The organism is Kineosporia rhizophila (genome assembly GCF_021277265.1).
Taxonomy (GTDB): Bacteria; Actinomycetota; Actinomycetes; order Actinomycetales; family Kineosporiaceae; genus Kineosporia; species Kineosporia rhizophila.
On the sequence record NZ_JAJSOH010000032.1, the window covers coordinates 1 to 23121 of the forward strand.

Annotated in this window: 16 protein-coding genes and 1 pseudogene; 12 read left to right on the plus strand and 5 right to left on the minus strand. The window is 67.3% G+C overall.

Features of this window, described 5'->3' with window-relative positions:
• Nucleotides 1-207 precede the first annotated feature (207 nt).
• A complete protein-coding gene (locus tag LWF15_RS30505) occupies nt 208-1302 on the minus strand; it encodes an alpha/beta hydrolase family protein (RefSeq protein ID WP_232814435.1) in 1095 nt (364 codons plus the stop codon).
• A 1364-nt stretch (nt 1303-2666) separates the two neighbouring features.
• Here LWF15_RS30505 and LWF15_RS30510 point away from each other — a divergent pair.
• The 3 genes and pseudogenes from LWF15_RS30510 (at nt 2667) to LWF15_RS30520 (ending at nt 9128) form a co-directional block, all read left to right on the plus strand.
• Nucleotides 2667-3371, plus strand: a pseudogene (locus LWF15_RS30510) (helical backbone metal receptor).
• Between the two features lie 730 nt (nt 3372-4101).
• Nucleotides 4102-5370: an extracellular solute-binding protein gene (locus tag LWF15_RS30515; protein ID WP_232814436.1), complete on the plus strand. Its 1269-nt coding sequence runs from the start codon at nt 4102-4104 to the stop codon at nt 5368-5370.
• 128 nt (nt 5371-5498) lie between these two features.
• Entirely contained in the window at nt 5499-9128 is a 3630-nt protein-coding gene (locus LWF15_RS30520) for a discoidin domain-containing protein (RefSeq protein WP_232814437.1), read from the plus strand.
• Between the two features lie 65 nt (nt 9129-9193).
• Here the strand turns inward: LWF15_RS30520 and LWF15_RS30525 are convergent, their stop codons facing one another.
• The 3 genes from LWF15_RS30525 to LWF15_RS30535 form a co-directional block, all read right to left on the minus strand.
• Nucleotides 9194-10258 carry a glycoside hydrolase family 130 protein gene (locus LWF15_RS30525; RefSeq protein ID WP_232814438.1) on the minus strand — a complete coding sequence of 355 codons (1065 nt, stop codon included), beginning with the start codon at nt 10256-10258 and terminating at the stop codon, nt 9194-9196.
• A gap of 54 nt (nt 10259-10312) precedes the next feature.
• On the minus strand, nt 10313-11107 hold the full coding sequence (locus LWF15_RS30530) for a carbohydrate ABC transporter permease (protein WP_408624357.1): 795 nt from the start codon (nt 11105-11107) through the stop codon (nt 10313-10315).
• A gap of 110 nt (nt 11108-11217) precedes the next feature.
• Complete coding sequence (locus LWF15_RS30535; protein WP_232814440.1) at nt 11218-12171, minus strand: carbohydrate ABC transporter permease; 954 nt, start codon at nt 12169-12171, stop codon at nt 11218-11220.
• A gap of 266 nt (nt 12172-12437) precedes the next feature.
• Here LWF15_RS30535 and LWF15_RS30540 point away from each other — a divergent pair, with 266 nt between their 5' ends.
• From LWF15_RS30540 to LWF15_RS30575, 8 genes are all read left to right on the plus strand, one after another.
• The gene (locus LWF15_RS30540) at nt 12438-13493 is read left to right on the plus strand and encodes a LacI family DNA-binding transcriptional regulator (protein WP_408624359.1); all 1056 of its coding nucleotides are present in this window, start codon (nt 12438-12440) and stop codon (nt 13491-13493) included.
• Nucleotides 13494-13665: 172 nt separating this feature from the next.
• The gene (locus tag LWF15_RS30545) at nt 13666-14418 is read left to right on the plus strand and encodes a glycoside hydrolase family 16 protein (protein WP_232814442.1); all 753 of its coding nucleotides are present in this window, start codon (nt 13666-13668) and stop codon (nt 14416-14418) included.
• Between the two features lie 271 nt (nt 14419-14689).
• On the plus strand, nt 14690-15160 hold the full coding sequence (locus tag LWF15_RS30550) for a DUF4265 domain-containing protein (protein ID WP_232814443.1): 471 nt from the start codon (nt 14690-14692) through the stop codon (nt 15158-15160).
• Between the two features lie 239 nt (nt 15161-15399).
• On the plus strand, nt 15400-15873 hold the full coding sequence (locus LWF15_RS30555) for a hypothetical protein (RefSeq protein WP_232814444.1): 474 nt from the start codon (nt 15400-15402) through the stop codon (nt 15871-15873).
• A gap of 288 nt (nt 15874-16161) precedes the next feature.
• The gene (locus LWF15_RS30560) at nt 16162-16650 is read left to right on the plus strand and encodes a hypothetical protein (RefSeq protein ID WP_232814445.1); all 489 of its coding nucleotides are present in this window, start codon (nt 16162-16164) and stop codon (nt 16648-16650) included.
• Between the two features lie 158 nt (nt 16651-16808).
• Nucleotides 16809-17054, plus strand: a complete 246-nt coding sequence (locus tag LWF15_RS30565; protein WP_232814446.1) for a hypothetical protein — start codon at nt 16809-16811, stop codon at nt 17052-17054.
• Nucleotides 17055-17255: 201 nt separating this feature from the next.
• Nucleotides 17256-18026, plus strand: a complete 771-nt coding sequence (locus LWF15_RS30570) for an IS5 family transposase (protein ID WP_232814447.1) — start codon at nt 17256-17258, stop codon at nt 18024-18026.
• Nucleotides 18027-18123: 97 nt separating this feature from the next.
• The gene (locus LWF15_RS30575; RefSeq protein WP_232814448.1) at nt 18124-19581 is read left to right on the plus strand and encodes an RNA-guided endonuclease InsQ/TnpB family protein; all 1458 of its coding nucleotides are present in this window, start codon (nt 18124-18126) and stop codon (nt 19579-19581) included.
• A gap of 418 nt (nt 19582-19999) precedes the next feature.
• On the opposite strand, the gene LWF15_RS30580 is transcribed toward LWF15_RS30575, so the two are convergent.
• Nucleotides 20000-21061: an AbrB family transcriptional regulator gene (locus LWF15_RS30580; protein WP_232814449.1), complete on the minus strand. Its 1062-nt coding sequence runs from the start codon at nt 21059-21061 to the stop codon at nt 20000-20002.
• A 600-nt stretch (nt 21062-21661) separates the two neighbouring features.
• Between LWF15_RS30580 and LWF15_RS30585 the strand changes: the two genes are divergently transcribed.
• Nucleotides 21662-22480, plus strand: coding sequence for a hypothetical protein (locus LWF15_RS30585; RefSeq protein ID WP_232814450.1), 819 nt, complete (start codon nt 21662-21664; stop codon nt 22478-22480).
• The last annotated feature ends 641 nt before the right edge of the window (nt 22481-23121 follow it).

The window sequence follows — 23121 nt, forward strand, 5'->3', positions numbered from 1 at the left end:
GTCTTGATGACGCCGGGCGCCGGCTCCCGTAACCGTCGACGAGGGATCGTCGGTTCAGACGCTATCGAAAACCCAGCTCACCGTCGCCCTCACCGTCCTGACCGCCGCTCGCGAACGGCAAGAACATGCGGGGATCGGCATCGAAAAGACCTTCCGGACCAGGAACGAGCCGAAGGTTCAGTCACCGCTCGTTCTCAACGGAGACGACTAGACGCCCGCCAGCCATCTGTCGAGCTGCTCGAAGGCGGCTTCCTGCATGGCCACGTCGAACCGGTGCGGCCCCGGGAAGAACTGGCCCACGTAAGCGTCTCGCGCGCCGGCGTTCTCGTAGAGGTGCTGCAGCCGCTCGTGGGCCGCTCGCATTCCGGGCACGGAGAAGAGCGAGTCGTCGAGCGAATACTGGACCAGCAACGGCGAAGGGGCCCGGGTCGCAGCGACATCGGGCCAGTCGGCGACGGCGGTCAGGGCGGGAGGGAACAGCATCCAGGTATGGGTGGCGACATGAGCATCGAGCAGCCCTCGGTAGGTCGACATCATCCCGGTGACGACTGCAGCCTTGACCTGCTCGGACGTCGCCTGCAGCAGAGCCGTCCGGCACCCGCCCCCGGAGAACCCCATGCACCCCAGGCCACCGTCTCGTACGTCGGGACGTCCGGCGAGATACTCGGCGGCGATCCGGTCCTCGTAGTTGACCAGGCCGGCCAAGCTGATCCCGAGCAGGGTGCAGTACTTGGCCACCACATGTTCATGGCGAGCCGCCAGGCGGTTGTACCACTGCACATCCGTAGCGTCCCCCTCGGATTCCGGGGCGATCCAGCGGTCTTCCGGGGGCGTGGAGCCCTGCTCGGGCATGTCATCGGCGGGGAAGCGCCGGGAACCCCACAGCGTTGCGTCGTGCACCAGCACCGTGAATCCCCGCCGGGCCAGTTCGTTCGCGTAGGCTCGCCCGCCGTAGAACTTCTGACGCAGGGTGGTCAGCTCTGGTGAGCTCTCACCGGGGCCGTCGGCGATCTTCTCCTTGCCGTTCCACTTGAACGCATCGTGCCCGTGAAGCGTCAGCACCCCCGGCAGCGCGCCCTCGTGGCCGGCCGGTCGCAGCACCCAGGCCTGGGTGCGCGGGCCGTAGCCGACCGACCACGACACCTCCTCGCCGTCCACGCCCTCGCTCGTCCAACGCCCGTGCACCTGGACATCGCGAGGCTGCGGATCGAGGTCCACGCCGAGCAACTCACGTACCCGGGCGGGAGTCAGGGAGTGCGCCGGCAGTGAGGAGTGAGCCCGGGCGGTCTCGCTGAAACTCACCAGATCACTGAACGGTCCAAGGTGCTTGAACGACTCCAACGACCACACTCCAGTGCCGCGAATGTTCGATACGCATCTCCTGCTCAATCCGAGCGTAGTTGAAACGCATGGCCGTTGACAGGCTCACCGGCGCGGCTGGCTGCCACTAGTTCCGGGCTTGCCAAACAGCACTCTTCGCAATGAGGTCGATGGCGAGTGTTCCCGCAGGCTCGTCCACTGCGGCGCGACGCCCCTTGGCTATACCTTCGCGAGTGATGGGAAAGAGCGTGAATGAGACACGCTGAGCTTCTTGGGGGAGGGGATGTGGGCCGCATTGCCCCTCCGTGCTGGGGCCACCGGTCGCCTTGTAGAGAGACCCTGGCCCGCTGCGGGAATCACCGGTATCCCAAGACGGAGGGACATCTGCAGCGTAGGCAGCGTCAATGGCCTGGTACCCAACGTGGCCCGCCGCAACCTCTTCAGGCGTGAGACCTGGGACCAGTTCGTACTCCAGGCACGTCATCCGGTATTCCTCGCGCCCCGCAGGGTCTGAGTCGGTGAAGTCGTCCCGCGAGAAGCCCTGATCGCTCAGCCCGCGTGCTATGAAATGGTGCCCCGGCACGAGCTCGCCGCAGTCCACGTCGAAGGAGACCAGGAGGTTCTCGGTAATTCTCTGAGATCGATCCGGCAATGCCATAGCTGTTTCCCTGGGTCGCGATCAATCTACGCATCTGCGAGCTGCCCCACGGACTTGGCAGGGCCCTGCATAGCTACCCAGCGGGTGCCCGTCAGGAAATCCGCACCATATCAGCCGGAGTGACGGGCTTCGAGGAACGCGATCTGCCCAAGCCGGTTGTTCAGGGACGATCATGAAGGAACCACGTATCGACGTGAGACAGAATCCGGGCCAGGTCGATCTCGGGGAGACCGATACTCGAGGACAGAGACAGTTGCTGATACGCCAGGTCCAAGGCGTCCGGCCCGAACTGCGGGCGCCGCGTGGTCACGAACTGCATCATTGTTCCCCCCGACGCGACGATCTCGGCACCCCCTGCGCTCCGTGCCACCCGTACACGTCGCCCCGGCCTACGTGGTGATGGTTGCGATCGACGAGGACAGCCGTCCTCGTGCTGTTGCCCCCTGGCCCCGGAGACGGACGAGGACCGGCGCCGTTTCCGGGAGGCCCAGGTCCGCCGCTCCCATCGATGGCTCGGCGCGAGGCCATTCGTGATTCTCGAGGAATACCGACATAGGTCCGGGGTGTGGGACGGCGATGCCCACGCCGTTGCACACCACGGTGTTCTTGTACATGCCTGCCGATCAAGGTGGAACCCGAGACCGGCCGATCGGCGAAGCTGGTGCGCTGTGCCGGTCCGAGTGGCTGACTGGTCTGCGTGACCGTTACGCGCCGGGTGGTGTCTCTCGTACCTTCGCTGACCGAAAGCGTCGCGGCCTCGGCCCCGGACCTGCTGGTCGGTGCGACCGACTGGTGCACGTAGCCACCGGATCTGGACGTGACGCGGGTGCGGGGCACGAAGAACCCCGATCTGCAGCGCATCGTCGACCTGCGTCCGGATGTGGTGCTGGCCAACGAGGAGGAGAACCGCCCGGCTGACCTGCAGGCGATGCGCGAGGCAGGTCTGTCCGTGTGGGTCACCCGCATACGCACAGTCCCCGAGGCATTCACGAGCCTGAGGGAGATGCTCGCCGTGGCCTGTGGTCTCGGCGTTCCGGGTTGGCTGAGCGATGCCGAACGACAGTGGCGGTTGCCGGCGACGGGTCAGGCGCGGCGCTCGGCGATCATCCCGATCTGGCGTCGGCCGTGGATGGTGGTCGGGCGCGACACCTTCACCGGTGACGTCCTGGCTCGCCTGGGGGTCGACAACGTGTACGCCGATCATCCGGAGCGCTACCCCAAGGTCGGGCTGAATGAGTTGCGCTCGTGCGGGGCAGATCTGGTGGTGCTGCCGGACGAACCGTATGCCTTCACCGCTGAGGACGGCCCCCCCGACTTCGCGCCGCTTGCGTGCGCTCTGGTCAGCGGGCGCCATCTGACCTGGTACGGGCCCTCTCTACGGGAGGCCCCCTAGTTGTTGCGTAACAGCCTGGACGGCTGACTCCACCCGTAAGGTTCCGTGGGTTCGTGGCCGTGACCACCTGGGGGGCATCGCTCTGCGGTAGCCGGCTGACGGCGGGTAGGGAAGGGTCCTCAGGCACCCAGGTGCCCTCGATCCTTAGCCATTGGTCGGGGGACGGCGCGTCAGCGCCGGCGTGTGATCGGCCTGCTGTCCCACCGCGGTCGGGCGTTCCGGGCCGTGGGGGCCGGTAGCGGTACGGGAGCTGTCGCCGATGAGCGCACGCATCTGGATCCTGACGGGTTCGGCGCAGGAGAGCTTGTTCCCGGATGTAGTTCGGCCAGATCGCGCGGCCTGGAGGCGCCCGCGAGCGGGTCTGTCCCCCTTGCCCGGCTCCGTCACCGCTGGGGGCGACCTCGAACCTGGACCCTCCTTCTAGTGTTTAGTTGAGTTTAGTTGCCGCGGATTTGGCAAACCGGCATTACAAGGGGTCCGAAGACCATTTCCGTGGCTGGCCGCGCGACTTCTTGACAGCGTTTAGCCAAACCGGTTTACTCGCCTCACCTACTTCGTCTGCACACGTCGCGGTTCCGCGGGGTGGCGAACTGGCCGCGCTGCGAGGGTCTGGCTCGTGGCAGCGCGACCGCGGGATGCGGATGGTGGCCGTCACAGCAACATCGGGACGCTCCGAGGGGGCGCCGGAACCAAGGAGCAGTGCGCAATGAAGCGTTACGCAGGAGCCGTCATGTTGGCTGCGATCACGCTGCCGCTGGCAGCATGCGGGTCCAGCGGGGGTGGCGGATCGGAACCGACCACCGGGCCGATCAGTATCTGGTACTCCACCAACGAGCAGGAGATCGCCTGGGGCGAGGAGGTGGTCAAGGCATGGAACGCCGAGCACCCGGACGCGCAGGTGAAGGCCGAGGCCATTCCGGCCGGCAAGTCCTCGGAGGACGCGATCGCGGCGGCGATCACCGCTGGGAACACGCCGTGCCTGGTGTACAACACCGCCCCTGCCGCGGTGCCGGCGTTCCAGAAGCAGGGCGGGCTGGTCAACCTCTCCAAGACCTTTGATGACGCGGAGTCGTTCATCACCAGTCGCTCGGGTGACGCGGCCGACGGGTTCCGCTCTCCGGACGGCGACCTGTACCAGGTCCCCTGGAAGGCGAATCCCTTCATGCTGTACTACAGCAAGGAGGCCTTCGCCAAGGCCGGTCTGGACCCCGAGAAGCCGAGCCTGTCGACCTACGACGACGTGCTCGCGGCGGCCTCGGCCATCAAGACCTCCGGTGCGGCCGACTTCGCCCTGTACCCGCCGGCCTCGAGCGACTACACGAACTCCCTCTTCGACTTCTACCCGCTCTATCTGGCCAACACCGGTGGTACGCAGCTGGTCAAGGACGGGAGCGCGACGTTCACGAGTCCGGAGGGGCTCGAGACGCTCGAGTTCTGGAAGACGCTCTACAGCGAGGGGTTCTCCTCGCCCGAGGCCTACAGCGGCGATGCCTGGGCGGGCCCTTTCGCCGACGGGGTGGCGGCCATGGGTATCGCCGGGCCGTGGGGCGCCGCGCAGTTCGACGGCAAGGTCGACTACGGCGTCGTTCCGCTGCCGACCGCCGACGGCGTCCCGGAGAACGAGACCTACACGTTCGGTGACTCCAAGAACGTCGGGCTCTACAGCTCGTGCGAGAACCAGCAGACCGCCTGGGAGTTCGTGAAGTTCTCGATGGACGCGGGGAACGACAACGCGCTGCTCGAGACCACCGGCCAGTTCCCCATCCGCACGGACATCAGCGAGGTGGCGGCCGACTACCTGGCCGAGAACCCCGTCCTGGCGACCTTCTCGGAGGAAGTCGCACGTACGGTCGACGTGCCGAACATCCCGAACGCCACCGAGATCTGGCAGACCTTCCGCGATGCCTGGAGCGGAGCGGTGATGTCCGGCGAGGGCGATCTGGCCGGCACGATGAACTCGGCGGCGGAAGAGATCAACGACCTGGCCGGCAAGGACTGATTCACAGGCCCCGGGACATGCACTGAGGTGCGTGCCCGGGGCCCTGTCGTTTGCGCCCGTCGCGTCACCGCCCGGGACGGCGGGCCTCCTCATGATCCACAGCGTGCAAACCGGCAAGGGAGCCGCACATGAAACGAGCCCGGGGCGTTCTCGCCTTCACTCTCGCGCTGATGGTGGGCGTCGGCGCCCTCACCACCGCGCCGACCGCAACCGCCGCAGCTGCCGACGAAGCCGACGTGGCCGTCGTCATCGACCGTCTGCAGGAGTACTACCTGGAGCAGGGCGACGAGGTCATCATCGCCAACGGCGTCTACCTCGCCCGATCGTCCGAGGCGCTGGACTACGTGGCCAGTCAGGAGACGGACGGCTCCTGGCCGGACGTCGACTACGCCGATCGCACCAGCTCGGCCAACGGCAGGACCTGGTCGTCGTACATCGCGCTCTACCGGATGCTGGCGATGGCGCAGGCCTACCGCGACCCTGAGACCGCCGGTTTCGAGGACCCTGCCCTGGTCACCGCGCTCGAGCGAGCTCTGGTCCACTGGGACACCGTGGATCCGGGCAACGAGAACTGGTGGGAGACCGAGGTCGGCGAGTCGATGGCGATGGGCCGCATCGGCGTCTTCCTGGGCGATGTCCTTTCCGGACCGGCGCTGCAGGCGGCGTTCGAGCACAACACCGGCAGGCTCGATCCGGTGGGCGCCAACGGCGCCTGGCGTACCACCAACTACCTGTTCGAAGCGGTCGCGAAGGCCGACATCGGCGACATCCGCACCGGATTCGCGACCATGGTGAAGACCGTCGAGGTCGACAACAGCGGGACGGTGCAGGAGGCCGTGCAGCCGGACGCCAGCTTCTGGGCGCACGGGGCACAGTTGTACAGCGAGGGCTACGGCATGGCCCTGTTCGCGAACATCGCGATCTGGGCCGACGCCGCCCGCAGCACTGACCTGGCCTTCACCAGGGCCCAGCTGGACGCCATCGCCTTCTACATCGTCTCCGGCACCCGCTGGATGATCCGCGGTGAGGTGGGCATGCTGTACCTCGGCTATCGTCCGCCCAAGACGGTGGACGGGGTCACCGGGTACGCGGCAGAGTTCCTCGACCCTCTGGACCAGATGGCGCGCACCGACTCCCTCTACGCCACGGCGTACCGGGAGCTCGCCGACAGCATCCGGGGCAGGACACGGGGCAACGGCGTCACGGGTAACCGCTACTTCTGGCGCTCGGAGTTCTCCTCGCACCTGCGCGAGGAGTACGGCATCTTCACCCGTCTCAACTCCAGCCGTACCGTCGGCAGCGAGTACCGTTCGACCATCCGCCCGAAGGTCGGCAACGAGATCGCGTGGAGTTCTGCGGGTGCGACCGCGATCCAGGTCAACAATCGCGAGTATCTGGATCTGGGTCCGGCGTTCGACTGGTTCCACTACCCCGGGGTGACCGCCCCGTACGTCAAGGACTCCACGACCGGGCCCGCCGGGCGCACGAGCAACGGTGGCAGCTTCACCGGAGGCGTCTCGGACGGCCGCTACGGGGCGAGCGTGCACACCCTCGACCGGGCCGCCACCCGGGGACTCAAGAGCTACTTCTCGTTCGACGACGAGATGGTGGCGCTCGGAACAGGTATCGAATCGACCAGCGCGTCCCCGGTGCACTCTGTGGTCAACCAGGCTGCCGCCAAGAGCAACGCGAGCATCGACGGCCGGTCTGTCGCCGCGGGCGTCTCGGACCAGAGCGTGGCCGATCCGCAGTGGGCCTACAACGACGAGGTCGGCTACGTCTTCCCCTCCGGCCAGGACGTGCAGGTCACGAACGCGACGCAGACCGGCAGCTGGCTGAACGGGGAGCCGGTCGAGGCTCAGGCGTTCACGCTGCACTTCGATCACGGGGTGCAGCCGAAAGGCGCGGGCTACGAGTACATCGTGTTGCCCGCCAAGAAGCCGCAGGAGGTCGCGGCGTACGCCGCCAAGCCTGCCGTCCAGGTGCTCAGCAACACCACCGACGTACAGGCGGTGCGTCACGCCGGGCTGCAGCGGACCATGGCGACCTTCTTCCGGGCCGGCGATCTGGACCTGGGAGATGGACGCAGGCTGCGGGTGAGCGGTCCGAGCATTCTCATCCTGGACGAGTCGGGGGCCGAGCCGGTGGTGAGCGTGGCCAGTCCCGATCGGCCGAACGCCATCGTCCAGGTCGCACTCGTCTCGGGGGAGAGGGTCGACGCCCAGGGCACGTTCGTCCTGGGTACGGGGGCCAACCTCGGCAAGACGGTCACGGCGCCGTTGTCGCCCGCAGATGGGGGTCAGTCGCTGTACTCCGCAAGCGATTCGGCCGACGGGCATCCCGCGGCCCTGGCGGGGGACGGAAGTCCCAAGACCGTCTGGCGTTCGGGAAAGACCGCCACGGCGTGGTTGGCCGCGACGATCGGCGGTGGTCGCCTGGTCACCGGGGTCGACATCGACTGGGGGTCCAAGCCCGCCGCCACGTATCTGGTTCAGACGTCGCTGGACGGAACGGCGTGGACCGACCAGCGCCTGGTGCAGAACGGTACGGGGAATCAGGAGAAGATCGATCTGGGCCCGGTCGAAGCGGCTTTCGTCCGGATCCTGATGCTGGACGGGAAGGCCAACGGCTACTGGGTCCGGGAGTTCGCCGTCCGCTCGAGCGCGAACCTGGCCATCGGGGGAACCGTCACGGCCTCGGGAGGTACGACGCCGGCCGCGGTCGCGGACGGGAACCAGACGACGCGCTGGAGCGCCAACAACACCGACACCTCCTGGATCCAGGTCGATCTGGGTTCTGTCCGGCCGGTGGGTGCGGTCCGGCTGGCCTGGGAGGCATCGTTCGCCCGGCAGTACAGCGTTCAGGTCTCGGACGACGGCAAGGACTGGCGGGATGCCTACCGAACGACGGGGACGGGCAGCGACGGGGCGCTGGATGCGGTCAAGCTGCAGGAGCAGGCCCGCTTCGTTCGCGTGCAGACCCGCCAGCGCAGTACGACCCGCTACGGGGTGTCCCTGTGGGAGCTGGAGGTCTATGAGCATGCCGAGGCAGGATCGGCTACCGCGCCGGCAGGCCGGGCGAACCTTGCTCTCGGCCGGCCGATCACGGCGGACTCCACGTTCGCCCATCAGGACATCCAGACCGCGTACGCCAACGACGGGCTCCCGGGGACCCGCTGGGCGTCGCTGAGGCAGGACGCGCCCTACACCACGGAACGCTGGCTCCAGGTTGATCTGGGTAGTGCCCAGCAGGTGAGCCAGGCCGTGGTCTCCTGGGAGGCGGCGACCGCGAACGACTACCGGATCGAGGGCTCACCGGACGGCCGGGCCTGGGAGCAGCTGGCCCGGGTCCAGAAGACCTCGGACGAGCTGCGGAACGCCGTCGACCTGACGCCCACGAAGCTTCGCTACGTGCGCGTCATCGGGCTGCCGGTCACCCGGTACGGGCTGTCGATCTACGAGTTCGAGCTCTACGGCGGATACACCATCACCTGCGCAGGCAAGCCGGTCGAGGTCCCGCGTCAGGGCACCGCGACGCTGACGGCGAGCATCACCCCGTCCGAGAAGGGCGATGTGGTCTCGGCCTACTCGCTGGATGAGGACGTGGCAGAGGTGAAGGGGAAGGCCCGCCTTGACGGTTCAGGCCGCATCGAGGTGGACCTGCGTCGCGGCTCGGGTGCCGCAGGAAGGACCACGGTCCTGCTGACCCATGCGAACGGGCAGGAAGTGGGCCGCTGTGAGGTGTTGGTGGCTGACTGAGCCCCACCAGAGTCCAAACGCAGAAGCGGCGGCCGGTTTCCCGGCCGCCGCTTCTGGCGTCTGTCCTAGATTCTCTCCAGCTCGGCGACGCCGATCGAGGAGTCGGCCATGCCGTAGAACACGAAGTGCCGATCGCCGATCTTCTCGATCGCGGTCGGGAAGACGACATTGCCCAGGGTGCCGTGCAGTTCGTCCGTGGTCTCCGGTTCGAGCAGTGGTTCTGCGGTCCGGCCGATCACCTGACGGGGGTCGTCAGCGTCCAGCAGGATCGCCCCGGCGGCGTACTTCGATCCGTGAGCCAGCTCGAAACCCTTGGGAACGGCACCGGAGACTCCGTGGTGCAGGATGAGCCATCCCTCGGGCACCCGCAGCGGAGCCGGCCCGGCGCCGATCTTGGCTGTCTCGTAGGCCATTTCCGGCGCCACGATCATGGACGAGCTGTGCACGGTGGTCAGTGCGGCCGGGGTGCGCCGGCTGGCTTCCAGATCGATGTAGCCGATCCAGATGGACGGGCGGTCGTCGTCGATCCCGGCCGGGGGGCGGGCGCCTTCTCCGGGGCGCAGCCAGTCGAGATCCCACATCGGGCGGTGCAGCAGCGCGATCGCGGCCCGTCCGTCGGGGCCGGTGACCGGCTCGGGGAAGAACACGATGTCCTTGTTGGGAAAGAGGTTCAGATCGGTGTCGAGTTCGGGCTGGTAGGCGAAGTGCAGCGGCCCGAGCCTGCGCCAGTTCACGGTGTCGTGCGAGATGGCCAGAGCCGGCTTCGGGCCCAGCGGGCCGTAGGCGACGTAGGTCATCACGTGGTAGCCGAGCGCCTCGACGAAGGTGATCCGAGGGTCCTCGACGCCGGCGTTCTGACGCCCGTGCTCCCAGCCCTCATCAGGTGCCAGCACGACACCCAGCCGTTCGATCCCGACCGGTACACCGTCCTGGACGATCACCCGGGTGCGGGCGATCCGGGACACGTTGCCCTGCGCCACGATCCGTGGGTAGAGGTAGAGCTGTCCGTCCGGGCCCCATGCGGTACCGGGATTCAGGACCCCCTCGACCTCCAGCGGATGGCCGGGCTCGGCCGTCATCAGGGTTCCGAGCCGGCGCAGGGAGTAAGGAACGGTCGTGTCGTGATTCATGGCCAGAGCCTTTACATTCGGGGCAACCTCGGAAGGCACGGCGAGTCAGGGCCCTCAGCCCTTGATCGCCGATCCGAGGTTCGCGGAGGTGAAGTGTCGCTGGAAGAGCAGGAAGAGCACGACCACCGGCACCGCCAGCACGCAGGCGCCGGCCAGAACGGCCCCCATCGGGTTGTCGACGAAGGTCCCGTTCGACTGCGAGAAGTTCGCGAGGCTGACGGCCAGGGGCTGCAGCTCGGCTTCCTTCGTCACCAGGAAGGGCCAGAGGAACTCGTTCCACGGCCCGATGAAGGTGACGAGCATGGCGGTCAGGACAGCCGGGCGAACGAGCGGCACAGCGATCGAGACCAGGATGCGCAGCTCGCTCGCCCCGTCGACCCGGGCCGCATCGAAGATCTCCCGCGGAATCTGCAGGAAGTACTGCCGGAAGATCAGCACGGCGACGGAGTTGATGGCGAACGGCAGCATCATGCCGATGTAGGTGTCGGCAAGACCGAAGTAGCGCACCACCATCACGTACAGCGGCACCATGAGCAGCTGGAACGGAATGGCCTGCACGAGCAGCACCAGCGCGAAGACCAGACCGCGCCCACGGAACGAGAGCACGGCCAGCGCGTAGCCGACGAGCAGTCCGAGCACGAGGGTGCAGCCCACCACACCGGCCGTGATGACGAGCGAGTTCAGCAGGGACCGGCCCAGACTGATGGACTCGTTGACCTCGGCGAAGTTGTCGAGGGTCAGCTTCCCGGGCAGCGGGAGCATGCCCTGCAGGCTGGTGTCGCGCTCGCGCTGCAGGGCTCCGACGATCATGTAGAAGAAGGGCACGAGCGCGGTCAGCGCGCCGAGCATCAGCAGCGCGAAGCGAAGGCCTCGCAGCAGGCGCGCTGCGCGCGGTCGTGCTGCAGGGCGGGTTGCAGGGCGGGTAGTGGGGCGGGTGGCGGCGGGCGTGCTCGTCGTGCTCATGAGTTCTTCCCTTCGGTGACGCGCCGGGCGACCAGCGAGAGGATCAGCACCGTGACGACGAGGACCATGCCGATGGCAGCGGCGATGTCGGGCTGACCCTGCTGGATGCCCTTCTGGTACATCAGGAGCGCCGGGGTCATCGAGGCGCCGTCAGGACCGCCGCCGGTGAGCAGGTAGGGCTCGGTGAAGATCTGGCCCGTGGTGATGATCGTGAGCAGCACCACGAGTGAGGTGACGGGCCGGACACCGGGCAGCGTGACCGAACGGAAACGGCGCCACCGGCCGGCCCCGTCGAGCTGGGCCGCCTCGTGCAGTTCCCTGGGAACGTTCTGCAGCGCGGCCAGGTACAGGAGGACGAAGAACCCCAGGTTCTTCCACGAGACGTACACGGCGATCAGCGGCATGATCAGGCTGCGGTTCGCCAGCCACGACGGGGTCGGTGCGAGGTCACCCAGCAGCGAGTTGACGACCCCGTTGCCGTTGAAGAGGAAGATCCAGACCGCGATCGTGGCGACCGAGGCCGTGACGTAGGGGACGTAGTAGGCGACCCGGAAGAAGCCCTTCCAGTGCACCACCGCGTCCAGCCCGCAAGCCAGGGCCAGGCTGAGCACCAGCGTCAGTGGCACATTGATCAGTAGGAAGATCAGCAGGTTGCCGAAGGCCTGGCGTACCGCCGGATCGTTGAGGGCCTCGGAGTAGTTCTCGAGTCCGACGAACGGGTGCGGCACGGCGACACCGGGTGCGGTGAAGAAGAAGTCGTGGAACGACATCCAGACGCCGAAGGCGAACGGGATCAGGAGCACCACCACGACGAAGGCGGTGTAGGGGGCGCTGAGCACCAGGCCCAGCGGATTCTCGCCCAGCCACCGTCGCACCGTGTTGTTCGGTCTGCCCGGTGCGGGACCGCCTCCTGGCGTCCGGGTCTGCGTCTGCCGGCTGGTGCGCATCATCGCGACCACTCCTCACCATCGGGTTCCTTGGTGCGCCTGGTGGGAGCCGTCGGTCGCGGCCCCAGGAGCAATAAGCGGCTAGTAAACCGGTTTTGTAATGGGGGGTCAAACAGTGTGAGGTGCGGGCAAGCGAGCACTTGGGCGGCCCGCAAAGGGTTTATTAAACGGCCGGGTAGAAGCGCGCTAGGATCTTCTGCGTGACCAACCGCCCCGGCAGCGACGACGCCGTCCACCCTGATTCCGGCACCCTGAACGCGGCCGAAGGGGTGCGAGGGCGCCGCGTGACGATCGGAGACGTGGCCGCTCGCGCGAAGGTGTCCAAGAGCTCGGTCTCCTTCGTCTTCAACGGTCGTGCCGGTGTCGGTGACGCTGCTCGCGAGCGCATCCTGCAGGCGGCGAAGGAGCTCGGCTGGCGGCCCGACGCCCGGGCCCGGGCGCTGTCCCGCAGCCGGGCCCAGGCCCTGGGCCTGGTCATGCGGCGCGACCCCGAACTCCTGAGCACCGACCCCTTTTTCCCGCAGTTCGTCGCGGGGGTCGAGAGCGGCCTGTCCGGCGTCAGCTACGCCCTGGTCCTGCAGGTCGTGGACAGTGAGCAGAGCGAGGCTGAGGCCTATCAGCGGTTCGCGCGCGAAGCCCGCGTCGACGGCGTCTTCCTGACCGATCTGCGGACGGACGACGAACGCCCTACTCGGCTGGCCGATCTGCAGTTGCCTTTCGTGCCCGTAGGCCCGGCCTCGTCGATCAGTGGCGCGGTTGAGCCCATCGGGATGGAGGACGCCGCAGGGATCCGGCGCGCCGTCCGTCATCTCTCGGCCCTGGGGCACCGGCGGATCGCCCACGTGGCCGGCTCGGAACGCTACGTGCACTCACGGGCGCGGCGTCAGGCGTGGGCGGAGGAACTCGCCTCGCTGGGCCTGGCGCAGGGGCCGGTGGTCGACGCCGACTTCACCGGAGCCGGAGGTGCACGGGCCACCCACGAGCTGCTGGACCTTCCGGAGCCACCGACGGCGATCGTCTTCGCCAACGACCTGATGGCCATCGCGGGAATGTCGGTCGCCATCGACAGGGGTCTCCGGGTGCCGCAGGACCTGTCGGTCGTCGGGTTCGACGACATCCCACTGGCCCCGTACGCCGTGCCGCCGCTGACCACCGTTCGCCAGGACGTGTTCGCCTGGGGGCGCGAATGTGCCCGCACCCTGGTGGCTATCGTCGAGGGCACGGAGCCGGAGCCGGTCCGGCTCCCGGCGGTGGAGTTCATCGTGCGGGGGAGTACGGCCCCGGTGCGCAGGTCCGACTCGGTGCCCGTCCGTGACGGCAGCTGATCACGAGTATGCGGATCGCCGATCCCTCGGCACGTAAAGGTCAGGCTCAAGCCGGATTTGCCCACAGCTTGCGATGCCCTTGAGTTGTCCGCGATGCAGGTCCCGATAGAACCGAGGTGTAAGGATCGGCGAGCACACACGTTTCGCCGGCTACTGGTTCGAAAGGGAGTCAATGAACGCCAGGACATGGCGGATCTCCGGTGCTGTCGCGGCCGCTCTGGTGGCCGCCGGAGCCATCACCGCGGTGCAGGCCCAGGCCACCGAGCCGGCGGTCAAGGCCCCGGTCAAGGGATCGGCGACCGCCGACTTCCGGGACGACTTCACGACGTTCGACAGGAGCGTCTGGAGCTGCGAGTACGACTGCCCGGTGATCGAGGGTGAAAAGGCCCGTTTCCGGCTGAAGTCCGGGATCAAGCCGGACCAGTACGGCTCCTGGTCCAAGGCGAAGTACAAGAAGGAGAAGTTCACCTCGGGTGAGTTCACCGTGCGGTTCTCCCTGACCGACCGGCCGAAGAAGCTGGTGGACGACAAGAAGGGTGTCTGGTGGGGTGTCGCGCTGTGGGACAACGGTCCCGTGGCCGGCATGAAGGAGTTCAATGAGATCAACTTCGGCTACACCACCAACCAGAGTTTCACGAACACCCAGCTGCTGTTCGAGAGCGCCAAGCGCGGTAGAGCCACGTCCATCAGGGTCGACACCGGTGTGAACCTCTACGACGAGCAGTATCACGAGGCCACGCTGGAGTACGACAAGAACGCGGTGAAGTTCTACCTCGACGGCAAGCTGCTCGAGACGATCACCGACAAGCAGTACATCCCGACCGATCCGATGAGCCTGATCCTCGGCCCACGCCTGGTCACCGGCAGCCAGCCGCTGGCCAAGGGCTTCACCGAGTCGATCGACTGGGTCACGATCTCGAAGTAGCCGGCGTTCGCTCAGGTGCTGCCCCGGGAGGCCACCCGGGGCAGCACCTGTTTCTTCACTGGCCGAGCAGACGTCGCTACCGCTCCGGCCACGTCCTGGCCGGCAGATGCTCGGGCTTGACCTCGGGCAGGCGAGAGCGAGCCGTGCTTGCGGGCTGGCTGAGCGCCTCGCCTCGGGGTCCTGACGGTCCACCACCGCCCTGGGAAAACCTCAGCGGTCGTCGTGGTCGCTGTCCTTGGGTGCTGGACTGCCGTCCTGGGACCATGAGGACGTGACGACCAATCGCGTGAAGGTGCGGTTCGAACTCGAGCCGGATGAGGGTTGGCCTCCCGTCGAGAGTGAGGGACTGTGGGCCGAGCCTCTGGGCGGTAGCGGCTTTCGTATCGACAACGCGCCCTGGTTCGTCCCTGACCTCGCCGCCGCAGATGTCGTCGAAGCTGCCGCCGACAGCGACGGTGTCCTCTGGGCCACCCGCAAGATCGCCCACAGTGGACGCCTTGCCGTGCAGGTCATCCCTTTCCGCCACGGTCCTCTCAACGGTGACCTGCAAGCCGTGCTCGACGTGTTCATCCCCCTCGGCGTCTCCGGCGAGGGAGCCGCACCCACCTTCCATCTCGTCGCCCTCGACATCTCTCCCGACGCCGACCTGCGGGCGATCATCGACAGACTGCGTGAAGGCGAACGCGACGGCAGTTGGGAATACAGCGAGGGCTGCGTCACCAGCGATTGGCTAGCGCTGTGACAGCCGACCCGTCAGGTCCCACACGTTGCGCATACGTGTCCGTCCATGTCCGGGTCACAGCCACGATGGTCACCGTGAAGATCCCTGGTGAAGTGGAGGCGTTCATCCGACGAGGACAGTGAAAGCTGCTGTGTCCTTAGCGCCAGAGCCAGGATTCAGCGACCGTCGACAGGCGCAGCCGCCGGAACGGTTGTCACACGCGGTGCGACCAGGGTGGGGACTTTTGAGACAGTGATTAGGTGACCGTCGACGCTGGTGCCCATTCCTGTGACTGCCTCAGTCAGGCCGATGCGGCGCTTGACGACGATGAACCGGATGCTGGCCTCGCGTTGCTGACGCTGGTCCTCGGTTGTTGTGAACCGGCAGATGCCGTGCTCGCCCGGGTGAAGCGCGGGCTGCGCTCACGGCACCCGCAAGTCAGGGCGAGCGCGCTGCAGTCGCTGGGTCATTTCGGTCGGTTGTACGAGTTGATCGACGCCGACTCGGTCCGCCTGCTGCGTCGTGCCCTGCGCGACCGCACGGTGATTCACGGGGTCTTGATCAGGAGCTACGCCCAGAACGCGGCCGATGATGTCGGTATGTTCGTGCCGCGGTGGCTTCTGCCGCGGTGGCTACGACGCCAATGCGCTGGACCCAGACGAGGTTCACGGGTGGTTCGTGCCCGCAGGAGCAGGCTGAGAACCGCGTCAGGTCTGGAGTCTGGGGCCGCCTGAAGGCATGGCGGCGTCCGAGTGTCCCACCGTGTGCACCCAGACCCGATGGCGACGCCAGATCCTAGCCGCAGATGTGATCCATCAACTGCCCGAAGTCAGCGGTGGTGACGTTCGCGCTGGCGTGGGCGCAGGCCGGGGGCTGGCCAGTTCCAGAAGAGGTCAACGCCGATGGTGCGGCGCGGGAACCGGTGGGCCGGCGGCCTCGACCTCTCGGACGTGTCGACCGCGACGGTCCAGCCGTTGAGTACCACGCGAAGAAGCAGACCGGACCATCCCTATAGTGCTGGGATGCGTCGTTCTACGTTTGCGTACCTGCTCGCGGCTTCGTCGATCGTGTTGGACGGTGCCGTGGTTGCTGGGTGGTACGCCGCGCGCGAACTGGACGACCGGCCCCGTGCACGGCGCCGGGCACGGGTCTTGCTGACGACTGGGGTGGCCGTGGCGGCGGCGGCTCAGGGGGTGGCGGACTTGGCGTGGCAGCGACCGGTCCCCGCAACGGCAGAGCCTGACCCCGGTGCTGATCCGCATGACGAGCACAGCGATGTCGAGCTGTGGAGTGCCGAGGACATCACGGTGTTGCGCCGGTACGGGCTGGTGGCGTTGGTGGCGACGGCGGTGGTGTGGCCGCTGGAGAGGCGGGCGCCGGCAGCGTTGCAGCGGCGTGGGGTGCGCCGCCCGCACCTGATCTTCGGAGTGCTGAGCGGATCCGGGTATGCCCTTGCGACGGCGCCGGTCTGGTTGGCTCATGCCCGTGCCCGGATCGCCGCGCAACGCTGACGTCCGCAGCTCGAGGCCCGGCTGTTGCTCATCAGCGAATCCTGCCTGCGTTTCTCGGCGCCGAGCTCGAGACCAGTCGCATGCTCGGCGGATCTGAACGGCGATTCGTACTCGCGGGTTCGGCATGTCGCCTGACCTGTTCCTCGTACGGTTGTTCGATGGGCGTCGTTGAGGGATGGTCCGGCACGACTCTGCCGAAGGACCACGAGGTGATCATCATTCCGACTGAAGAGCTGACGTGCTGGGCGAACATCGCTCCGGCGGACGCTGCGCAGCCGCAGTGGAAAGAAGCCGTGACCACTGCCTGGACGAAGACCGCGGTGCAGGTGCGCTGGATGGGGCCGGGAGGCACCCATGTGGTCAGCTGGTACCCGCCAGCCCGGATCAGGCGCCGCCAGCTTTGAGGATGAACACCGGCGTAACCATGTGCTGAACGAGCAGGCCTACTGGCCCTGGCTGCCCAAACCGCCGCTGCGCACCTGTTCCCGGGCTACTCGTTCTGCTGGTGGGTGTGGTTACGGTCGCGGGTCATGCGGCAGGGTGAGCGTTAGGGACAGTGGACAGTTTCTGCTCATGACCGAGGTTCTCCAGCCGATGTGTGAGGAATGGTTTACGCGACTGATCTCTCGGATGAGCAGTGGGAGTTGCTGGAGCCGTTGCTGGGGTGTGGCGGCAGCCGTGGCCCGGCGCCTCGGGTAGATCGCCGAGCGATGGTGAATGCGATTCTGTATCAGGCGAAGACGGGGTGTCAGTGGCGGATGCTGCCGGTCGAGTTCGGGAACTGGAACACGATCTGGCGGACCTGGTCTCGCTGGCGGGATCGGGGCACCTGGCAAGACGTCATGGACCTACTGCGTCGCAAGCTGCGCGTGGCTGCCGGTCGGATGGAGGAGCCGTCGCTGCTGATGGTCGATTGTCAGGTGGCCAAAGGCGGCCAGCGAGGCGCCTCGTTCCATGAGAGTCATGGCAAGTACATGCTCAACGGGGCCAAGCGCACGATCGCGATCGACTACCTGGGCCTGCCGGTAGCGGTGCGGGTGGCCGGAGCCCGGATGCACGACGTGCGGGCTGCCCAGGAGCTTTTGGCCGAGGTCCTCCCGAGCGCTGAGCGGGTTAGCACGGTGATGGGCGATGCTGGCTTTCGGAGGATGTCCGGTCCACTGGAACGAGCTTACGGGGTGCAGACGGTGATCAAGCACGATCCAGATCGGCCCAAGGGTGAGTTCCGGCCGCTGCGGCCGTTGTGGAAGGTCGAGGCGGCCTTCTCGGAGCTGGGCCGGTGGAGGCGGCTGGGGCGTTCGTTCGAGGCGACGACAGCTTCGGCGACGGCGTGGATGCAGGTCGCCGCGGTCGGGTGGATGTTGCGCCTGGTGTGAGGGCGGGCCGGGGGTCTCGGCCCCATCTGGTGAGGGTTACCTGCGGTCTGGTCTGGTGTTTCCGGTTTTGTCGGTGGGGTCTGGCACAGTAGGTCGCATGATCTCGTCGGTGGCCAAGGCGCCCCGGTTCGGCAGTGGCCGGGCCGGTGGCAAGCTCGTGGTTGACGGCCGCGACGAGACCGTCTTCCGCAAAGCGCAGATCGCGTTCAAGCCCGCCGGTGCCCGTCAGAAGCGTTCGCTGCTGGCACTTCTGGATGCCACTCGAGATGTTTACAACGCCGGCCTGCAGGAGCGGCGGGATGCTTACCGGCATTCGTCGCAGACCCGGATCGCGTTGTTCGACCAGTTCAACCAGATCAAGGATCTGCGCGGTGCACGGGACGATGTGCTCGTCTGGGGGATCTCACCGCTGCGGTGGGCACTGCGCCGCTTGGACGAGGCGTTCGGAGGGTTCTTTCGTCGGGTCGTGGCGGGTGAGACGCCGGGGTATCCGCGGTTCAAGAGTTTCACCCGGTGGGACACGATCGGCTACGACGAAACCACTGGCTGGCGCCTGCACCTGGACGCGCCCACGCGTCCAGGGAACAAGGCTGCTGCCCGGACGTTTCGGCCTCACCTGTATGTCCAGGGCATCGGGTCGATCCCCCTGTCGAAGTCCGCCATCCGCCAACTGAAAAGGTATGCCACCCGAGGTGGTGTCCCGACGACACTGACGCTGACCCGCATCAACCGGGAAGGCACGGCCTGGCGCGCGAGCATCGGTTTCAAGAACCTCGCCGTCGAGACGCCGCGCATGGCTCCCACGGCCGGCTCGGTGGTGGGCATCGACCGGGGCGTCGCCGTGCTCCTGGCCACCGCGGCCGCCGACAGCTACACCGACGATCAGGGCCAGCTTCTGCATCACACTGACGACCTCATGACGAACCTGGCCGCACTCGGCTCGCAGATCGAGGAACTCCAGCGCCAGCGCTCCTCGCGAAAGAAGTACGGCCGGGCCTGGCGTCAGCTCTCGCGTCGGATCCGGCGGCTGCACCGGCGGCAGTCGAACATCGAGGAGAACTGGGCCCGGCACACCGCGAAAGCCCTCGTCGCCCAGCATGAGGTCCTGGTACTGGAAGACCTCAACCTGCAGGGCATGACCAGATCGGTGAAGGGAACGATCCAGGAACCAGGAAAGAACGTCGCGGCGAAAACGGGGCTGAACCGGGCCCTGGCCGAGGCTGCGCCAGGAAGGCTGGCCAGATGGATCACAGTCAAGGCTGAAAGCGCCGGGCTGGGACACCGCGTCTGGCTGGTCAACCCCGCACACACCTCCCAGCAATGCTCGGCCTGCGGCGTCATCGACGCTGCCTCACGGGTCAACCGGCAGACGTACTACTGCGGCGCCTGTGGCTGGTACGAGCACGCCGACACCAATGCCGCCCGTAACATCCGTGCCCGTGGAATGGCCGCGGAGAAGGCATGGGCGGCAGCCGGCAGCCCACCGCTGACCAGGCCCAAGCCCCGGCTACGACGAAGAAACCCGCTTCAAACCGCCGAACCAGCGGCAGCCTGAACCCCGTAATGCTCAAGGGGGCCGGGACGGCTCCCTCGCCGCTGAAAAGCTGCGTGAAGGACAGTCTTCAAATAACTGTCCACAGTCCCTGAGACCTCGCCGCCTCGACGACGATGCTCTGCTGGAGCGCGTCGCCGACGCTCTGCAGCAGAGCTCCAGCCTGACGCCATGGACCCTCGCGGACATCGCTGAACCGGTCGGTCCTGAGGAGTTCGCCGCGACGTGATCGCAGTCGGTTTGCGGTTTGTCCGGCGACACCACGACGACACTCGACTCCTCATCGACGCCGCAGCCCAGCCCAGCCCAGCCCAGGTCTGCGCTGCTCGCTGGCAGCACCATCACCTTCAGCAGTGACAGCAGATACCGGAGGTCATATCCCGCTAGGCGAGGATGGTGGTCTCAGGCGACGTCTGACGCCTTACCCGGCTGGCTGGCTCGCGCGGCGGGAAATCAGCTGGGTCAGGAGGGGGACACTGAGCAGGATGAGGGTGTGCCGTGCGATCTGGACGCTCAGCACGAAGGTGACGTCGGAGTCGTTGCTGACGGCTGCGGCCAGGACCGGGTAGAGCCCGCCGGGGCTGGTGGCCAGGTAGCCGTCGGTCAGGGTGTGTCCGGTGACCCGGGCCAGGACGAAGCCGAGACCTGCACTGAGGGCTATCAGCCCGGCGATCGTGAGGGTGGCCAGGGGCAGCAGGCTGCCCAGGGTCCGCAGATTCTCCCGGGTGCAGCGCAGGCCGACCTGCAGCCCGATCAGCGCAGAGCCCACACTCGCGAGCGTGTTCGGGACGCTCGCGTCGAGGAGACCGGTGCCGGTCAGCAGCCCGGTGACGATCAGCGGAAAGATCAGGGCGCCGGCGGGTAGGGGCACCCGGCGGGCCAGGGGCACGCCGATGAGGAAGGCGAGGGCGACGAGAAGGAGACCGGGCGCGGCGTGGAGGATTGTGCCGAGCAGTGTCTCGGTGGGGGTGGGCATTTCGTCGACCCAGAGGATGATCCCGGCCCCGTACGACCCTGGGTCGTTCTTGAGCAGTTCGTTGAGTACGAACGGCATGGCGGCGACGATGATCAGCACGCGCAGGTACTGTGCGGCCGTCACCACGCGATCGTCGGCGCCGAGCGTGCGCGCGGTAGCCGTCAGGCTCGGCGCCCCGCCGAGCATGGCGAAGACTGCCGTGGCGGTGGAGATCCCGTTTTTCAGGCAGAGCACGTACCCGGCGCCCACGCACAGCGCCACGATGGCCGAACTGGACACCAGCACGGCGGACCAGTCGGTCTGCAGCGAGCTGATCGAGCCCAGGTCGAGCCGGCTGCCGATGGCGGCCCCCAGGATGACCTGTCCAGCGGTGAAGGTGGCACCCGTCGCGCGCGGGGGGTGCGGGGCGATCAGGGCATAGCCGAGGCCAGCGACCAGCGCCACGAAGAGGACCGGCATGAGCAGGAGCACCGGCGGCAGTAGCCCGCTCGAGCTCAGCAGGCCCACCGGTGCCACTGACCCCCACGACCCTGGGAGGCCGGGTGGATGCAACAGCACGGCGAGGGTGACCGCAAAGGTCAACAGGATCGCTCCGGACCAGAAATTTCGAGGCGTTGGTGGGGTTTCGTCCGGCACGGCGGTCAGCTTAGAGGGCCGGTTGAGTACCCTCGTCGGCCGGCGAATCGCACCGGTGGTTGCCCGGCCGGCAAGGGGGTTCGGGCCGTCCCGGATTCCCGGCTCCGTGGACGCAGGACGCCGGTGGTCACCTCACGATCGCAGGTGACCACCGGCGTCCTCAAACAGTGGCCAGGGCAGAGATTCGTCAGATCCCTCGTGAGCTCGAGGCGCGGACCCGTCTACCTGATGTGCCAGGCTCGCCGGGCTTTGCTTGCTCTCCCCCTGGGGCGCCGAGGCCAAGCGGGGCGCATCCGAAGTTTGATCACCTGGCTTCGGCTTCCGACAGGCGCAGTGGACGAGCAACTTGGTGGGTGCGGTTGGTCGCGTGACGCCGGTTGGTGCCGTGGACGTGGTCAACGAGGCCGGACGGTGGCCGGATGGTCAGGCTGCCGGAAAACCGGCGCGTCCACCGAGACCTGGAGGTGCAGCTTGGCCGCGTCCATCTCATCGCTTCCCCAGCCGGAGCAACGAACAGTAGAGACGAACGAGCGAGCAGGCTGGAGCAGAGCGCCCCTTGCGGTCGTCGAACGGAACACCGACAACCTCCGTATTGCGGCGAGCGCCTGGACGGCCGTTCCACTGAAGACCTCAGTGTCTATCTGGGGTGAGGCCCCCGAGCCGATGACGGTGTCTCAGCTGCGCGCCATGCTCCTTGCGGATGCCTTGTCATTGGAGGTCCGCGATGAGGTGTGGCGGTGCCTGGTTCGTCTGGCACGTGGGGCCACGACGGGCTGCGGCGTGGACTGGAAGCAGGTGTGCCTGGCGTTAGCGGTGCCGGGCCTGGCCCGTCAGGCCTGTGAACTGTCCAGCGGCCGCCACGGACAGGGGTTGGGACGAGACGACGTCGAAGCCGAGCTGATCCTCGGCTTCCTGGAGCGCGTTGGGACGCTGGACGTCGACGACACCACCCAGCGGCGGGTCTGCGGGCGACTGATCGATGCGGGGGTTCGCCGAGCTCGGCGGGTTCTGCGCCAGGCCGGCACCGAGATCGCGCACGGGGTGGACCGGCCGGATGAACCGGCTCTCGGTCTTCACGATGCCGGGCATCCGGAGGTGGTGCTGTGGCGTGCGGTCAGGGCCGGCGTGCTCGGGCCGGAGGAAAGTGAGCTGATCGCGCGCACTCGCCTCGAACGGCACCCGCTCGCGGCCGAGGCCGTTCGGCAAGGCAAGGGGTTTCGGACGGCCTCGGTCCAGAGACGCCGTGCCGAAGCAGATCTGGTGGCGGCGATCCGAGAGGGCAATATCTGAGCTGGTGGAGTGTCGGCTGACGCGACGCCGTAACGCCGTCAACCGCGTCAACGGGACCAACAAGCCATCCCGCCAGCGGGGCCAACTGGCCAACCGGGCCCAAGGGCCCAACGGGGCAACAGGCCCAACGAGCCCTCTGTGGATCCTCGAGATTCTCCCCGGTTGGTCTGGTGACCAGGGGTTTTCGTGCGCTGGCGGTGGGCTGGGCAACACGTGGGCATTGCAGGGTGAAGCTGCCGCATCTCAGGGACGTTCCCGGTTCACGCCGGGTCACCCCCGCCTGATGAGGCGGCTTCTGGGGTCTCGCGCGCGTCCAGGTGTCTGGGCGGGGCGCGGGACCGTCGCAACCGTCCTGATGTCCTGCCTGGCCGAGGCCTCTTCTCCGCGACCGTGGAGAAGAGGCGGCCGGGCCTCGACCTGGTCTGTCCGTGGCCTTCACCGTGGCCCACGGCCGGAACCGGAGGAGCCCCATGCCGAATGATCCGGATCAGCCCGACCCTTCTCCTACTTCACGCCATGTCCACAGTCACGACTGCGGCGCCTGTCTGCTTGCGCTGGGCGCTCGTCACAGCTCAGCCCTGGTACGGCAGAGGTGCGATATCCGCCTGAATCCGCAGACGCACAGACGTGTCTGGCGCTCA

Coding starts and splice junctions, on each gene's coding strand:
- LWF15_RS30545 (WP_232814442.1), top strand. CDS start 13,666: ATGAACGCCAGGACATGGCGGATCTCCGGTGCTGTCGCGGCCGCTCTG.
- LWF15_RS30535 (WP_232814440.1), bottom strand. CDS start 12,171: ATGATGCGCACCAGCCGGCAGACGCAGACCCGGACGCCAGGAGGCGGT.
- LWF15_RS30565 (WP_232814446.1), top strand. CDS start 16,809: ATGGGCGTCGTTGAGGGATGGTCCGGCACGACTCTGCCGAAGGACCAC.
- LWF15_RS30570 (WP_232814447.1), top strand. CDS start 17,256: ATGGTTTACGCGACTGATCTCTCGGATGAGCAGTGGGAGTTGCTGGAG.
- LWF15_RS30575 (WP_232814448.1), top strand. CDS start 18,124: ATGATCTCGTCGGTGGCCAAGGCGCCCCGGTTCGGCAGTGGCCGGGCC.
- LWF15_RS30520 (WP_232814437.1), top strand. CDS start 5,499: ATGAAACGAGCCCGGGGCGTTCTCGCCTTCACTCTCGCGCTGATGGTG.
- LWF15_RS30515 (WP_232814436.1), top strand. CDS start 4,102: ATGTTGGCTGCGATCACGCTGCCGCTGGCAGCATGCGGGTCCAGCGGG.
- LWF15_RS30525 (WP_232814438.1), bottom strand. CDS start 10,258: ATGAATCACGACACGACCGTTCCTTACTCCCTGCGCCGGCTCGGAACC.
- LWF15_RS30560 (WP_232814445.1), top strand. CDS start 16,162: ATGCGTCGTTCTACGTTTGCGTACCTGCTCGCGGCTTCGTCGATCGTG.
- LWF15_RS30530 (WP_408624357.1), bottom strand. CDS start 11,107: ATGCTCGGCGCGCTGACCGCGCTCGTGCCCTTCTTCTACATGATCGTC.